The organism is Puia dinghuensis (genome assembly GCF_014642875.1).
Taxonomy (GTDB): Bacteria; Bacteroidota; Bacteroidia; order Chitinophagales; family Chitinophagaceae; genus Puia; species Puia dinghuensis.
The window spans coordinates 637,899-653,494 of record NZ_BMJC01000002.1 but is presented as its reverse complement, the minus strand read 5'-3'; the positions used below and the strand labels follow the sequence as shown (position 1 = coordinate 653,494).

The following is a 15,596-nucleotide window of genomic DNA, read 5'->3' as shown; positions in this document are numbered from 1 at the left end:
CATTATTCTTTTACCTTATTCCACAAATCCCGGTTAAATGCCAAAACCTGGGTGGCAATTCCATTTTTGTCCTTTGTAAACTTCAGCGGAAATTGTGCTGCCTTGCAATAAAAATCCCGGTCGGATAGTGCTATAAAGGGAATTTCCCTTCCATCCCACATTTGTTTCAGGACAAGGCCTGTATCGGTTGCCTTTATCTGAATGAATTCATCTTTACCTTGTTCAAACTGGAATGTGTATTTGCCTTCCAGTACCTTCAGTTGGCCGGGAGCCAGCCTCACCGCTGCCAGCCCCTGCGGCTTGTAATTATTTGTCCTGATCCAGAGGTCCTTGTTGAATGCCAATACCTGGGTGATCGCCCCGCTGTTCTCTTTTGTGAACTTCAGCGGGAAGTCCCCATCTTCATTTACAAATTCGAGCGCTGACTTCGGGGCGAACGATATTTGCTTTCCGTCCCACTCTTGTTCGAGGACCAGCCCTTTTTCAGTTGCCGTAATGTGAAGACAGCTATTCGTATCTCCCGAAAAGCGGTAATAGCCTTCGTAAGCCTTCAGATCCTGGGGGTGGATAGTTGTATCCAGTCTGCCCGCGGGGGTAAGATCTTTTGCCGTTGCCGGGATAGAATGCATCAAAAGACTGCTGAACAGAAGGGCCGGAAGTGCAAAGATGTTATTGTACAAGCGGCGGAGGGATGATTGACTATTATGCATATGATAAAGTATTATGGGTTTCCCTGCCAAGCTGATGCCAGATTTCTAAGTCGATACTAATCAATAAAATTAAATTAATTTAAGTCCACAACTGTTCGTTTATGATGCAAGTGCTGTCAACTTTGTAACGGCTTGCGCATAATAACGGCTATCCGAAAACCAGCAATTTAATATATTTTATAATTACTTGATTATAAACTTGTTAATGTTGGCGCCAAAATCACCGGGATTCAATTACATTTGGTAGAAGACACACGCTATATGAACGTTCGCTGTTGCGCTCTGGTGGCATTTTCGCTGATGGTATCAGTATCCCTCAGCGCCCAATCCGATACCGTTCGGATCGCCCGGCAGGTAAAAGCCGGATGCGATTATTTATTTAAACCGGGAAATGACAAGAAAGATCTGGACAGCGCGCATTATTTCTTCGGGCAGGCCCTCCTTTTAAGCCGGTCGATTGGTTCCGACAAGTGGATCAACGAATGTCTGATATGGCAGGGCAGCTGTTATCTCGAAGAAAATAGGCATGATTCCGGCAAAGCCTGTTTTCAAGAAGCGATCGACTATTATCATCGCAGGGGCGACATCCCCGGAGAAGCCAGAACATGGTATCTGCTGGGCTACTGCATCTCCACCCAAGATCCACGGTTAGCACCTGAAAAGGCAAACTGCCTGGAATACGCCTATCGGTTATATCGTAGTATTGGGGACAGTGCGAATGCTTTGAAATCTTTGAAAGCCGCCGCCGATGCCCATCTGTACGAACCCAATCTCGACCTTGCCGAAAGAGAGTTACTGACGGTCGCAGCAAGCTACAAAGCCATTCATTTTGCTGATATTCATTATACGTACGATCTTTTGAGAGTCGTTGCTGATCTAAAAGGCGACCTGGTAAAAGAAGTCTTTTATGCGACGGAAATGGTTCGCTCGCTTGACTCGGCCAAAATGAAAAACCGGGATGACACGGTGTTTTTGGGTAGCCTTTATGGTAATGCAGGTGTAACGTATGCGTCTGCCGCCATGTGGGACCGCGCGCTTACTTTTGCCCGAAAAGGATGGAAGGCTGCACAAGTTACAGATTCGGATGATGAATATTTTGGCAAAATGTCGGCCCTGTGTCAGGATCTCGTTCGTAATGATAGCGCCCGGGAGGCGCTGCGATTTGTACTGGCAGCCATCCGCCAACGCAAGCCCTCCAGCGCTTTCCAGGAGGCAAGAATAGCAACCTCCCTGGGAACCTGCTATCAGGCGCTCGGCCAACTCAAAAAGGCAGAAAGGCAGTTTTTAAAAGGTGCACGAATTCTCAATATCGATAGACGATTTCGGAAGGATCCTGGATATGCGCAAGCCGGGCAGGAGATGTTTCTGTCAATTGGAAACTTTTTTTTGCTCACGCACGAATATGGGAAAGCCGATTTTTATGCGCAGCGATTACCTTCGAACTACACCTATTTGATCAATTTGGGGCAAAGGGCAAGAATTCAACTGTTTAGATCCCGGGTCGACTCAGCCATGGGGCGTTATCACTCCGCTCTACAGCATTTTGCCACGTATCAGCAGATGAACGATTCACTGTTTGGGATCCAAAAAACAATACAGCTGCAGGAACTCCAAATGAAATATGCTCTTGATAAAAAGGATAATGATATCCATCTTCAGGCAGCTAATATCCAACTCCTCAAAAAAGAGAACGAGCTACAGCAGATGCAGGCCGGCAGATCCCGCAACCTGCGCAACATGATGACTATCGCGTTGCTCTTCCTGGTATTGCTGGTCGGGATGGTGTATAACCGTTATCGTGTCAAACAACAAAGGAACCGCCAGCTCGAACTTAAGAAAGACGAAATTACTGCAAAGAATCAGCAACTCGAACATTTGCTTCAGGAGAACGAATGGTTGCTGCAGGAAGTCCACCATCGGGTGAAAAATAACCTGCAGACGGTGACAAGTCTTCTCACCAGCCAAATGGAGTCTGCTGAAAAAGGCCCTGCGGTCGATGCTATCAGAGAGAGCCGGCAACGGATAGAAGCTATAGCCATCATCCATCAGCGACTTTATAACAGCAATAACTTCAGCTCGATCATGATGCCGGCCTATGTCGCCGATCTTGTAGAACATTTGCGTGAAGCTTTCAGACCTGGCCCTCGCATTATATTCTCGTTGGATATAGAGCCTGTTGCATTGGATATTTCTGCTGCTCTTCCCGCGGCGCTGATCCTGAATGAAGCTATTTCCAATGCCCTGAAACACGCCTTCCCCGGCGAAATGCCGGGGACCATTAGCGTTCACATTAGTCGCGTTTCAGCGGGAAAAGTGTTGCTTGAAGTGAGCGATGATGGAATTGGTTTTTCTGAAAAAGCGGTGATCAGTAGCAAATCTTTTGGTATCAGGCTGATCAAAGGGCTCGTTTCAGATATCTCAGGAGAGAGTCAAATAATCAATGGTAATGGCACGACAGTACGTGTTTTATTTTGTATAAACTCAAACTATGGCACTTAAAGTTCTAATTGTAGAAGATCAATTCCTCGAAGCCGACAGTCTCAGCATCATCCTGAAAAATGAGGGATATGAGATCCGGGGTATTGCCAAATCCGTTGAGGAGGCCAATAAATTAATTGATAAAGGAAAGCCGGATATTGTGTTGGTCGATGTTTTTCTAAAAGGAGATTTGACGGGCATTGACCTGGCTCGCCTGTTGGACAAAAAGAACATTCCGTTTATCTTTCTGACGGCAAATTCCAATTCAATTACCATGGAGGAGGCGTTGGCGACCAATCCCTCTGGATTTCTGATCAAGCCTTTTCGCGAACGTGAAATTTTGATGACCCTTAATATAGCGGTATATCGTCATCAGAAAAGCATCGAGTTCTTCACGAGACAACACCTGTGGCTGAGTCAACTTTTACAGGAAATTAAAGATATGAATGGGATGAGGTCGGAAAAAATGCTGGCCTTCGTCAAGGCCTTAACCTCCTTTTTCCCGTTTGATTTTGTGGTAATAGATACAGATCTTGCAAACCCTGATGAAAACGCCGTTTACAGGTATCGCCGGGTGGGATTCGATGAATATGTCCGCTTTGACGCCGGCGGTAATCCCGGCCAATATCAACTACTGTGGCCCGATCTTGTTGCAATCCGGAAAAAAAACAGGGGAGATAGGACGCCATATTATTTAAATGGGGAACAATTCAATGGATTTCGATCAAAGTTATGGGCACCGCTATTGAAACACTGGGACGTCGATATGTCGGTTACATTTTATGGCTGTAACGACAATATTTATTCCACCGAACATATCGGACTCATCGTATCCGTCCAGGCGTTGTTGGCAGAAGTGATCGACAGCATCAGGAAAAGTGAAGATGATCAGGATTCCCCTCCGAAGCCGCGGCGGATAAAACGTCCTGGCCAATTGCTCAAACCCGAACTCGAAGGCATCATCGGCAAGAGCCCCAGGTTATTGGAGGCGTTGGATAAGATTGCGCAAGTTGCTCCTTTTGAGAACACGGTCTTGATAATGGGTGAAACAGGTGTGGGAAAGGAAGGTTTGGTCAAAGCCTTGCATCAGCTCTCGAATAGGAAGTCCAAGCCTTTCGTGAAAGTCAATTGTGCTGCAATCCCGGTAAATCTTCTGGAATCTGAATTGTTTGGACATGAGAAAGGATCGTTTACAGGTTCTGTGGAAAAAAGAATCGGTAAATTTGAGTTGGCCCACGAGGGCACCCTGTTCCTTGATGAAATTGGCGAACTGCCCGTAGAGGTCCAGAGCAAACTATTAAGAGCTATACAGGAAAAAGAGATCGAGCGGGTCGGTGGCCGCACCACTATAAAGACCGATGTACGGATAATCGCTGCCACCAACAGGAATTTGCTGCAGGAAATAGCTGATGGTAATTTTCGACTAGATCTGTATTATCGTCTCAATGTCTTCCCGATTACCATCGCTCCACTAAGAGAAAGAAAAGAGGACATCCCCGCTCTTGCAAAGCATTTTGTAAAGATCTTCGGGCTTAGTTCAGGAGGCAAAGAAGTAACGATCAGTGAGTCCGCAATGGAGCAATTGTATGCCTACGATTGGCCCGGCAACATAAGAGAGTTGCAGCATTTGATCGAACGACATGTGTTACTGGCTAAAAGGTCTGTTATTGATTCTTTTGAAATGCCCGAACCTCTGCCGATGGCCAGATTTTCCCTGAGTTCGGATTCGCAGATAAAATCGTTTGATGAAATGGATAAAGAGCATATCATTTGCGCACTGCGAAAATGCAACGGTAAAATTGCCGGACAAGGGGGCGCAGGTGAGTTGTTGAAACTCCGGCCCACAACTTTGCGTTCTAAGATGAAGCGCCTGGGAATTACCTGGCCTGTCAAGTAGGGTGTCTTTAATCGTACCTATCTACGAGATATCGACAGTTCAGTGAAATGGAAATGTGATAAATGTCTCATTTTGAAACAGTTAATTGATGGCATGTTCCTTGTCATTCTCACCTGGAAATAAGTGTGTTTGATCTTTCACTGGCTTAAAGGAGAGAACGATGAAAACAGCAAAAGATGTTTTATTAGAGTTCCTGGATGCTTTTCCAATTCCTGCCAAGGCAGCAGCATTGTTTGCCGAGGATGGAACCCTCGAAATTCCGTACCTGGAATCCGTAAATATTCAACCCAGGGCGGAAGGCCCAAGAGAAATTGAAAAATTTCTGGCTACGCTGATAGCAATGGTGCCGGGTTGGAAATTTTCCAACATCAAAATATTGATGGAAGACAAAAACCAGGTGTTTGCAGAATATGAAGTTCACGCGGTGGCAACGCACACCAATCGAAAGTACGATCAGCTGTTCTTTGGCAGGCTTGTAACAGACGAACACGATAAGATCAAACTGCTGCGGGAGGCACAAAACCTGCTAAACACGGCAAGAGCGTTGTTAAAGAACAGCATTGATGATATTCCAAGAGAGTAACATGTACGACATCCTGATCAAATACTTCAACAGCTATGCCATCACCCCGCTGACGGGTGACCAGATCGACATGATCCAAAGCTCTTTTGTCGCGAAAAGATACAGAAAAAGGCAATACCTGCTGCAGGAGGGAGAAATATGCAAATACTCCTCTTTCATCATCCGGGGCGCCATGCGCCAATACAGGGTAGACGAAAGAGGCGAAGAGCACATTATAAATCTGTTTATTGAAAGATGGTGGGCCTCCGATCGCGAAAGTTTTCTTAATCAAACTCCATCCGGGTATTTTATTGATGCCTGGGAAGACACCGAAGCATTGGTCGTCGCCCAAACCGATTTGTCCAATTTGATCATCCACATCCCGGCTCTGACGCAATGGATCATGAAACTCTCTGCGAACTTCACTGTTGCCGCTCAAAGAAGAATCAGTGCGGCCATTAGCCTCTCGGCAGAAGAACGCTTTTACGACCTGGAGAAAACCTATCCGGAATTCCTGCAACGCTTTCCTCAACATATTATCGCTTCCTACCTCGGGATCAACCGCGAAACGCTCAGCCGGATCCGCAGTCGCATCGTAAAAAGGTGACTTTTGTCACAATTATTATTTGCCTTTTGTCATTGGGCTGCGCCTCTCTCAAATCGCAACTTAGCGGAAATAAAGCGTATCCGGTTATGGGCGCGAAGTTCAAGAAGAGAATTCGGTTTAGCCTTCTTATTCGATGTGCATGGAATGGTGAGCTAAAGATCCAACGGGCTTTGCCTAACAAGTTTGCGCAAGCGATCGGCCCATTTGTTCTTTTTGAACACCTTCGTTCTTTTACACGATCCATCGATGGATCACCCGGGGCATCTGCGACCAATCGTTCGCATGCCCACAGGGGAATTGCCATCCTCACCTATGCACTGACGGGCGAAGTGGAACATCTGGATAGCATCGGTCATCACCGGAAGCTGGGCCCCGGGGGTGTTCATTGGACAAAAGCAGGCAAAGGGATTGTCTATGATGAGATCATAGGGGCAGAACCAGGCGGGACGAATTCGAAAGCGTCTGTCGTCCGGTTGTGGACCAACCTTGCGGCCACGAATAAATCCGATACACCCGTTTATCTCCACCTTAAACCAGAAGCAATACCTATAAAGAATTTAGCCGATGGCGCCGGTTGGGTCAAGGTCATTCTGGGTGAATACGAAGACAAGGCGGCAAAGATCGCTTGCTATTCTAAGGAATTTTTATATCACGTTCGCCTGGACGCAGGAAGGCAATTTTCAACAACCACCGATCCGGAAATTGAATATGCGGCATTTCTTCCCGCGGGTAATGCAGTTGTCAACGGAAGATCGTTCGAGGCAGGTGTGTTGATCGTGTTTGCCTCATTCGGCGAGATGATCGAGATACAGAATAGCGGTAATAGCGCGATTGATATTATTCTCTTCGGGGGTGAGCCGTACAGCGAACCTATTGTTTCAGAAGGGAATTTCGTGATGAACAACCCTCATGAGATTTCACAGGCATACAATGATTACTATGATGGAAAATATGGAAACCTTTGATGCGGTCTCAGCAGCTCCCAATCCCACCGTGATCATGACAGCTGAAAAAATAGCGGATCAAATAATAAAACACTTTAAGAAATGAAGACCTATCAGTATTATGCAGATGGCGTTTGGCGGGATGCCGAAAATGGCCGCACATTCGATGACCTGGAACCCTACAGTGGAAAGATCTTCGCAAAGGTGGCTGCAGCCAGTAGAAAAGACATGAACATTGCGCTTACTGCAGCAGCAAAGGCATTCCCGGCTTGGGCAGCTACCACCCCCGCTCAACGATCTGAACTGCTATTTAAAGCCGCCGAAATTATTAAGCGAAGGAGGACTGAAATTGCTGAGATCCTGGCGAAAGAGACCGGAAGCACCATTTCATTTGCCACTTTTCAGCAAGATCTGCTCGCGGGCACCCTCATCGAAGGTGCGGGATGGGCGTATGAGATCAAGGGCGAGGTCTTGCAGTCCAATGTGCCGGGATCATTCTCGATAGGAGTTCGGCGGCCTCTTGGGGTAGTCGCGAGCTTCACACCCTGGAATGGGGCCAACATACTTTCATGGCGGACGGTAATATCCCCTATAGTCGCCGGCAATACAGTAGTGGTCAAGCCATCTGAATTTGCACCGGTTTCAGCCGGGCTGATGATCGCTGAAATTGCCCATGAAGCTGGTTTCCCTCCCGGGGTAATAAACGTGGTTCCCCATGCTCCGGGTGACGCGGCAAGTATGTCCGATGAAATATTTGAGAATCCAAATGTGCGGGTGATAAATCTGATAGGTGGGGTAAAAACAGCCAGGTACCTGGCAGAGCGTGCGGGCAAGACGTTGAAAAGAACAGTGCTGGAATTAGGTGGATATAATCCCATTATCATATTGGATGACGTTGATGTGGATGATGCCGTCCGGGCAGCTACTTTCGGATCGTTCTTTCACCAGGGGCAGATCTGTATGAATACCAGGAAGATCATCATTCAACGAAAGATCTATGATGAATTCCTGAAGAAATTTATCGATCGAACCAATTCCCTGCCATTTGGTGATCCGGAAGATCATAAAACCCTTATCGGACCATTGATCAACGAAGCCGCAATCCAAATGGTTGACCAAAGGGTGAAGGACGCTGTAAGCAAAGGCGCGAAGGTAGTAGCCGGGGGCTACCATGAGGGACCGATCTATCATCCAACCATCCTTGTTGATGTTCCTTATGATGCCATTATCTCCAACGAGGAAACGTTCGGCCCGGTAGTGATTGTTGAACAGGTGGATACCCCTGAAGAAGCGGTAAAGGTTGCCAATCGTACTGCATACGGCCTGGTGTCGTCCATCTACACAAAAGATACGTACAAGGGGTTTGAATTGGCGCCAAAGATCCTTCATGGGGTTGTGAATGTCAATGCACCCACCGTAAATGAAGAAACGCATGCACCCATGGGCGGGGTGAAAGATAGTGGCTGGGGACGCACGGGGCCACACAGCCTGGAGGATTTCACCGATCTTATATGGATCAATTCCCGCAGCACTCAAATGAAATATCCATTTTAATTGATAACAAGTGGCTTTAACCAGCACACCGGGAGTTCAATTGTCAGACAGGGCGGCAGGTCGGGATCTTGCGAGGAAATGCAATGAATTTGCAGCTTCACTTATTTCGAAATATCCAAAGCGGTTTGGAGCTTTTGCCGCCGTTCCGATGCCTTCTATTGACGATGCGATAGAAGAAGCAATATATGCCCTCGATGTGCTCAGGCTGGATGGTGTCGTGCTATTTACCAATTCGGACGGGGTCTACTTGGGTGACCCGGCATTGCGACCGCTGTATGCGGAGCTCCAAAGACGGGAAGCCGTTGTATATGTCCACCCGAATGCTTCGCCTGATCCGGTTGCACACCATCTCGGATTAACGGATAACCTGATAGACTTCCCTGCAGACACCACCAGGGCGGTAGCCGAAATGCACTACCTGGGGACTTTTGCAGCAGCGCCTGATGTCAGCTATATTTTTTCACATGCCGGTGGCACTATTCCCTACCTGGCCGGTAGATTGGCTATAGTCGATGAGATGAAAATAATAGGGGATGGTGCCGCCACAGGCACTGCCGCTGATGCACTGCGAAAATTGTACTGGGACACCGCCCTGGCGTTGGGCGGCAATGCGCTCCAACTGTTCCCAAGGTTCAAAACAATCTATAAAAAATAAATAAAATGAAAACAGCAACAAGTTTAACTAATGAGCAGGTGGTCCGTGAAATTTATCGGACCGCTGAGGTCAAAGACATTAAAGGTTTCGTTGCGTTGTTCACCGACGACGGTTATTTCTGGGATGTATCTGCCGGGGTGAAATATTACGGAAACGATATCGGCAAGACCGTTGAGATCTATGCCGTGGCATTTCCCGATATGCATCGGGAGCTTTTAAAGTTTATTGTCAAGGATGATGAGAATATCGTAATAGTCGAGCTCCTGTTGCAGGGTACACAAAAAGGGCCGCTTGTTCTTCCTGTGGGAACGATCCCTCCAACCAACAAAGTGATGGATGCGCCGTGTTGTGATCTGTTTTTTTTAGAGAACGGGAAGGTCAAAGCATTTCACTGTTACAACCAGGGAACTATCATATTCGGCCAGCTGGGTGTCCTGGCAAACCTCAGTGCAGCTCTTAAATAAAAAATATGAAAAAGAACAATGTTGTAGGATGCTGGAAATTGATTGCCGGCTACCTGGATAATCATGGAAAGCGAATAGACATCCTCGGTCCACACCCCGGCGGGATGATCATCTTCACAGAAGATTTTCACTTTATGGTTATTGTCCATAACCCTGATATCCCAAAGTTTGTTTCGGGAGATCGTTCCAACGGTACACCGGAAGAATACAAAACTGCCGTAACGAGTAGTCTTGGAATATATGGCACCTATACGGTAGACGAAAATGGTGACTTTTTGGGACAACAGGTCTTGGGTTCCACCTTTCCAAATATGAACGGTACCAGCAGGGGTCGGAATGAGATCACTGAAAAAGTGGAGGGAAACAAGATGGTAGAAAATCTGAGAATTGCAGATGGGATCTCTATTAATATCGTTTGGCAACGAGCCTAATGTTATGAAAAAGCTATTGGCGCCCTATAATTGCAAAAGCCTGCAACTGAAAAACCATATTGTCATGGCGCCCATGACCAGGAGCCGCGCCATTGGCAATGTTCCAAATGCCTTGATGGCCGAATATTACGGCCAGCGTAGCGGCGCTGGCCTCATCGTTACAGAAGGAACAGCCCCCGCGCCTGAAGCGCTGGGTTATGCTCGGATGCCGGGGATTTTTTCTCACGCACAGATCGAGGGCTGGAAGCCGGTTACGGCGGAGGTTCACCGGGCCGGCGCCAAATTTTTTCTGCAATTAATGCACCCTGGACGAATAGGCCATGTTGCCAATCTTCCGGAAGGCGTCAGGCTGGCAGGCGCCTCTGCACTTCCCGCAAAGGGGCAGATATACACGGATGCTTTGGGCGCACAAGACTATAGTACACCCGACACCCTGACCATCGAAGGTGTGCAAAAGGTGATCGGCTCTTTTGTCTCGGGAGCCCGGAATGCCATTGCCGCAGGATTCGACGGAGTGGAGGTCCATGGCGCCAATGGTTACCTCATCGAGCAGTTCCTGAATCCGAATGTCAACGATCGCACCGATCAATTTGGCGGCAGCATGGAGAATCGGGCGCGTTTCGCTTTGGAGGTGGTAAAACACGTGTCGGGAGAAATTGGCCGGGACAAAGTCGGCATCCGTTTCTCCCCCAATTCGACCTTAGGCGACCTGCAGCCCTACGATCCCGAGGTGACGATGGATACCTATCGCTACCTGGCCCGCCAGTTGAAAGCCATCGGTATTGCCTATATGCATGTCGCCATAAGTCAGGAGACACCCGCTGCGATGCTCGACGCCATTCGCAGGGAATTCAAGGGCACGCTGATCCATTGCAATGGCTTCACCCCTGAGACAGCCGAAATCGAGCTGCAAAAGGGCAAGGCGGACCTTATTGCCTTCGGGCGTAATTTCCTGGCCAACCCCGACTTTGTAGAACGTATTAGTGCTGATGCGTCGTTAAATGAGGTCGATTATACCACCTTGTATTCCCCGGGTGAAAAAGGTTATGTCGACTATCCAAAAATGACAAAAATGGTAAGAAAATGAACAGACTATTTTACATCTCCGTCCTGGGCGCGACAATGATGTCATTTGCCCCGGGTCCAACAACGGGTGGGGGCGCAGCCACTACCCAGAAGATGACAGCAAAAGAATTGTTGCTGGCATATTTAAGCAATATCCAAAATCCGCAAAAAGTAGCAGACTTGTTTGCTGAGGATGGTGCATTCGAGATGCCCTATTTCGCTTCGGTGGGGTTCCCGACAAGGTATGCGGGCAAAGAACAAATTGTTGGAATGATTACTGGTTTATTGAAGCAGGCGCCTACTTTCAAGTTTATCAATATCAAGATTCTCATCGAAACTCCCGACCAGGTTTTTGCCGAATACGAAGTAGATACATTTTTCAACGGCAAACCCTATAAGCAGCTGTACATGGGCCGCTTAGTAGCCAGGGACGGAAAGATTGTCCTCATAAGAGAAGCTTGCGATACGGCTGTAATCGAAAAGATGAAGGGTTAAGATCCGAGCCTAACGCCCCCGCAGGGATCATGGCAACACCTCACCCAGCTTTTTCTCTAACTCCTCCCCATGGAGATTTTTACTCACGATCACACCATTGGGATCCAGCAACAAGTTGGAGGGGATCGACTCGATATCGTATAGTTTGGCTACGGCATTGTTCCAGAATTGCAGATCCGAAACATGCGTCCAGTCCAAACCATCGTGGTGAATAGCGTCGAGCCATGCGTCTTTTGCACCTGGCCGGTCCAGCGAAACACTGAGGACGGTGAAGTTCTTGTCCTTATACTTCCTAAAAGCCGCGACAACGTTAGGGTTCTCTGCCCGGCAGGGCATGCACCAACTGGCCCAGAAATCGAGGAGCACATAGCGCCCATGGAAATCCCGCAGGGAGACCGGCCGGCCGGCGGTGTCGGTCTGGGTGAAGTCCAGCGCTTTTTTCCCAATGCCCGTCAGGTTGTTGACCCGGATGCTATATTCGAGGCGCTTTCCCGAGGCGTTATTTTTGGCTTCAGGGGTAAGCTGATCGTAGATGGCGACCTTTTTGTCCAGATCGAGCCGTCCGAGGTTGAAGGTGAGTATCATGCTGGCCACACGCGACGAAGGATGCTGAAGTATCCAGGCCTTGGTGAGCTCGGTTTTGATCGAGTCGATCCGTTGCAGTTCCGGCTCCAGTGCCGTATAGCCAAGCGTATCCTTTTTCGCGTACAGGTCCCTGAACTTTTTGTACACCGAGTCGCTGCCCGCCAACTGGGAACTGTTCTTAAGATATTCCCCAAAGGCGTTGTAATCGCTCACCGCCTCGCCGCCGGTGACGACGGCATCTTTCAGCAGGGGGCCCGGACCCTTGACCGTTACGGTCCCCTTATCGAGATAGACCAGGGAGATGGCGCCGGCCTGCAGCTTTGGGCCGATCTGCAAAATATACTGATCCGCCTCGCCTTCCGGCACGGTCACCATCATTTTGAATCCACCCCCGAAAGATCGTACGGAGTCCTTTCGGTCCCTGTTAGCATTGAGAAAGCAATAGACCCAGGTGCCCGCGGTCAATCCCTGAAGCGAGCCATCGATGGTGACGGTATTATCCGCGAATGCCTTCGCCAATTGCGCGTCGAGCGCAGCGGCTTCTTCGTCGGTGCCTTTTGTGTATCGGCCGATGATCATGCCATTCGGATCGATGAGTATCTTGGTCGGAAGGCTATGGATACCAAACTTGTCATCCAGGTCTTCCGGGTTCTTCTCCCCTTTTCTACGCAGCTCCCAGTCCAGGCCGCGAAGAATATTGGGCCAGCTGTCCGTACCGTCCTTGGCGATGGCCTTTTTCCAGGCGTCGGGGTTATTGTCGTCATCCGCTATCGCGATCACCGCAAGCCCCTTGTCTTTATACTGATCGTACAGTTCTTTCACGTGCGGCATCGATTTACGGCAGGGGACGCACCAGGATGCCCAGAAGTCCAGCAGCACGTATTTGCCGCGATAAGCGGAAAGCGTCACCTGCTGGCCGTGCAGGTCTTTTTTCGAAAAATCCGCGGCCATGCTGCCCGGCGATCCGGCTTTGAGCATAGCGATCTCTTCGGCGATGTGCCTGCCCGGGCTGCTCTGTTGCAGGACGCTGCCTAGCCGGTCGTAGAAGAGCTGCAGGGAATCCAGCGGCAGGCTGCTCGTATGGTATTGGAGCATATAGGCTGTGACATAGGACTGCGGATGCGCCGCAAAGAATTGATAGTCCATTTGTGCCATCCGATCGTTGAAAGGATCGAAGGCATCATGGATGGCGGCCGCGCGGTATTTCAGCGTATCCAGGGTCCGGTCGTCGGCCTTTGCTTTGACTGCTTTCCTGTACGCCGCGTTGGCTGCGTCATATCGTTTGATCAGCGGTTTCTCCTCTTCTCTTATAGGTTCCTGGGCGGCTTTTAGCAACTGATACTCGGTCTCCGTCGTGGAACCCGTGATCACCGCTTCCCTGAATGCACCCTGTTTCAGCGTGATCGTCATGTCGCCGGGCTCGACAAAGAAGTCCGTCACGTTGGGATCATCCATGCTGGCACGCGGGTTCTCGTAGATATAGGCATTCGTGGGGCCGTCAAGCATGCCGTGGAAAGAAAAGGAACCGTTACTGATGCGACTCGAATCTGAGACCCGTTTGCCGCCCGCAGCCTCGTAGCCGATGCGGATCATGCCGTCCGGATGACCGCTGATCTTTCCCGTCAGCGTGAACGATTGCTGGGCCCGGATGGTCAGGGCCGCAAGGAGGTTAAAGAGCAAAAGTGAATAGCGTAGCATATAATAATTTGGATGTTTAATAAGATGGGTTCTGTTTCACCTGTCCGTTAGCCTGCATCTCCGTCTGCGGAATCGGCAAGATCAGCAGGTCTTTGGATACAAGCGTCGGGATCACCTGCTGGAGGGTAGCAAAAGGCAGCCGGCGGACGGCGAACCAGTCCTGGCCGCTTTCTCCCATGAAGTTCTTCATTTCTTCCCGGATGATCAGCTCCGTAAGAGCGGGCCCTGAGGCGGCGTTGACCGCGGTGAAGTCGGTGATCCCGGCGTGGCCCTCCACCGTTTCGAGCAGGCTCCTTGCTGTGGCCGGGTCGCCACCCGAGGCGGAGATCGCTTCTGCTTCGAGGAGGTAGGCTTCGGTGAGCCGGAAGGCGTAACAATATTCGTCCTGCAGGGTGGCGCTGAGGTTCAACGTGTCGCCGGGATAGTATTTGATGCAGACGGGGAAGTTCCCGTAGCCGTAAGGACTTGTATACATATAGTACGTCCAGCTTCTCCGGGGGTCGCCCTTAAGATCATTCACCGCCGAGTCGGAAAGGATATAATCGGTGTAATACAAGTATTGGTTGTACTTGTAGGTTTGAGCCGGATTGGTATACGGCTGAACACCTAACATGACCTCATTGCTCGAGAGGCCTTTTGTGTAGAAAATGTCCTTCGTATTGGGTTCAAGGGTAAAGGGAGAATGGGTGATGATGTCATTGGTGAGGCTGATCACCGTGGCATAGTCGGCCGCCGTCCCGCGGTTGATGAGCAGGCGGGCTTCGAGCAATTCCGCCGCCCATTTGTTCGCGCCTGTATTGTTGGTATTCAGGGAAGGCAAATAATTCATCGCATAGCCGATATCGGCTAAGATCGAATCGTAAACAACACCCACGGGCGAACGCGGCAGGTTGAGGTTGGAGGTAGTGACGAAATCATTCCGCAGGATGATGCCATAGGCGCTGGTGGGGTCATAGTACTGCGCAAAATACAAGAGCAGATAGGTGTTCCCGAATGCCCGCAGGAACCTGGCCTCCGCCATCATCTCTTGCCTGGTGGAATCGCCCAGGCTGTTCACGGATGCGATATTTTTGAGGAAGCCGTTGGCCGCGTTGACGAGGTTGTAGCCGTAGCTCCACATGGGGCCCATCTCAAAGCTTTTCGCCTTGTAGGTATGGTTGCTCAGGTCGGTCGCGCCATAGGGATAGGCAAACATCCCGCTCAGTTCGGAGGGATAACCCTCGTTGACGTCGACCCATTGCGTGGAAGGAACCCCGTTGAAGTCCGGGCCGGCGTCCGCGAACAGGTAGTATACCCCGTTGAGGGCGGTGGCGGCGCTTTGCAGGTCGGATATGATGTTGCCGTCTACTTCCGTGGTGGTAGGCAGGACATTCAGCTGCTTGCTGCAGCTTGTCCCCAGGACAATAAGGCCGAAGATGATGACTATTTTGGTGATATATCGTGGCATAATG

Annotated in this window: 14 protein-coding genes; 11 read left to right on the top strand and 3 right to left on the bottom strand. The window is 49.5% G+C overall.

The window, feature by feature from the left end:
• Window positions 1-2: 2 nt before the first annotated feature.
• Entirely contained in the window at window positions 3-710 is a 708-nt protein-coding gene (locus IEY39_RS10930) for a hypothetical protein (protein ID WP_188931334.1), read from the bottom strand.
• Window positions 711-971: 261 nt separating this feature from the next.
• Between IEY39_RS10930 and IEY39_RS10925 the strand changes: the two genes are divergently transcribed.
• From IEY39_RS10925 to IEY39_RS10875, 11 genes are all read left to right on the top strand, one after another.
• Window positions 972-3,209: a sensor histidine kinase gene (locus IEY39_RS10925; RefSeq protein ID WP_188931332.1), complete on the top strand. Its 2,238-nt coding sequence runs from the start codon at window positions 972-974 to the stop codon at window positions 3,207-3,209.
• Entirely contained in the window at window positions 3,199-5,085 is a 1,887-nt protein-coding gene (locus tag IEY39_RS10920) for a sigma 54-interacting transcriptional regulator (protein WP_188931330.1), read from the top strand. Before IEY39_RS10925 ends, IEY39_RS10920 begins: the two co-directional genes overlap by 11 nt.
• Before the next feature lie 160 nt (window positions 5,086-5,245).
• On the top strand, window positions 5,246-5,668 hold the full coding sequence (locus tag IEY39_RS10915; protein ID WP_188931328.1) for a nuclear transport factor 2 family protein: 423 nt from the start codon (window positions 5,246-5,248) through the stop codon (window positions 5,666-5,668).
• Complete coding sequence (locus tag IEY39_RS10910; RefSeq protein WP_229688898.1) at window positions 5,649-6,254, top strand: Crp/Fnr family transcriptional regulator; 606 nt, start codon at window positions 5,649-5,651, stop codon at window positions 6,252-6,254. Before IEY39_RS10915 ends, IEY39_RS10910 begins: the two co-directional genes overlap by 20 nt.
• Before the next feature lie 86 nt (window positions 6,255-6,340).
• Window positions 6,341-7,219, top strand: a complete 879-nt coding sequence (locus IEY39_RS10905; RefSeq protein WP_262892855.1) for a pirin family protein — start codon at window positions 6,341-6,343, stop codon at window positions 7,217-7,219.
• Between the two features lie 81 nt (window positions 7,220-7,300).
• The gene (locus tag IEY39_RS10900; protein ID WP_188931324.1) at window positions 7,301-8,752 is read left to right on the top strand and encodes an aldehyde dehydrogenase family protein; all 1,452 of its coding nucleotides are present in this window, start codon (window positions 7,301-7,303) and stop codon (window positions 8,750-8,752) included.
• A 10-nt stretch (window positions 8,753-8,762) separates the two neighbouring features.
• Complete coding sequence (locus IEY39_RS10895; protein WP_188931322.1) at window positions 8,763-9,407, top strand: amidohydrolase family protein; 645 nt, start codon at window positions 8,763-8,765, stop codon at window positions 9,405-9,407.
• A gap of 5 nt (window positions 9,408-9,412) precedes the next feature.
• Window positions 9,413-9,871 (top strand): nuclear transport factor 2 family protein, encoded by a 459-nt coding sequence (locus IEY39_RS10890; RefSeq protein WP_188931320.1) that lies wholly within the window; start codon window positions 9,413-9,415, stop codon window positions 9,869-9,871.
• 5 nt (window positions 9,872-9,876) lie between these two features.
• Entirely contained in the window at window positions 9,877-10,302 is a 426-nt protein-coding gene (locus IEY39_RS10885) for a lipocalin-like domain-containing protein (RefSeq protein ID WP_188931318.1), read from the top strand.
• Between the two features lie 4 nt (window positions 10,303-10,306).
• A complete protein-coding gene (locus IEY39_RS10880; protein WP_188931317.1) occupies window positions 10,307-11,389 on the top strand; it encodes an alkene reductase in 1,083 nt (360 codons plus the stop codon).
• On the top strand, window positions 11,386-11,862 hold the full coding sequence (locus tag IEY39_RS10875; protein ID WP_229688870.1) for a nuclear transport factor 2 family protein: 477 nt from the start codon (window positions 11,386-11,388) through the stop codon (window positions 11,860-11,862). The genes IEY39_RS10880 and IEY39_RS10875 overlap by 4 nt, the downstream gene beginning before the upstream one ends.
• 27 nt (window positions 11,863-11,889) lie before the next feature.
• Here the strand turns inward: IEY39_RS10875 and IEY39_RS10870 are convergent, their stop codons facing one another.
• Complete coding sequence (locus tag IEY39_RS10870) at window positions 11,890-14,145, bottom strand: redoxin domain-containing protein (protein WP_188931316.1); 2,256 nt, start codon at window positions 14,143-14,145, stop codon at window positions 11,890-11,892.
• Window positions 14,146-14,161: 16 nt separating this feature from the next.
• Window positions 14,162-15,592 (bottom strand): RagB/SusD family nutrient uptake outer membrane protein, encoded by a 1,431-nt coding sequence (locus tag IEY39_RS10865; RefSeq protein ID WP_188931315.1) that lies wholly within the window; start codon window positions 15,590-15,592, stop codon window positions 14,162-14,164.
• Window positions 15,593-15,596: the final 4 nt, after the last annotated feature.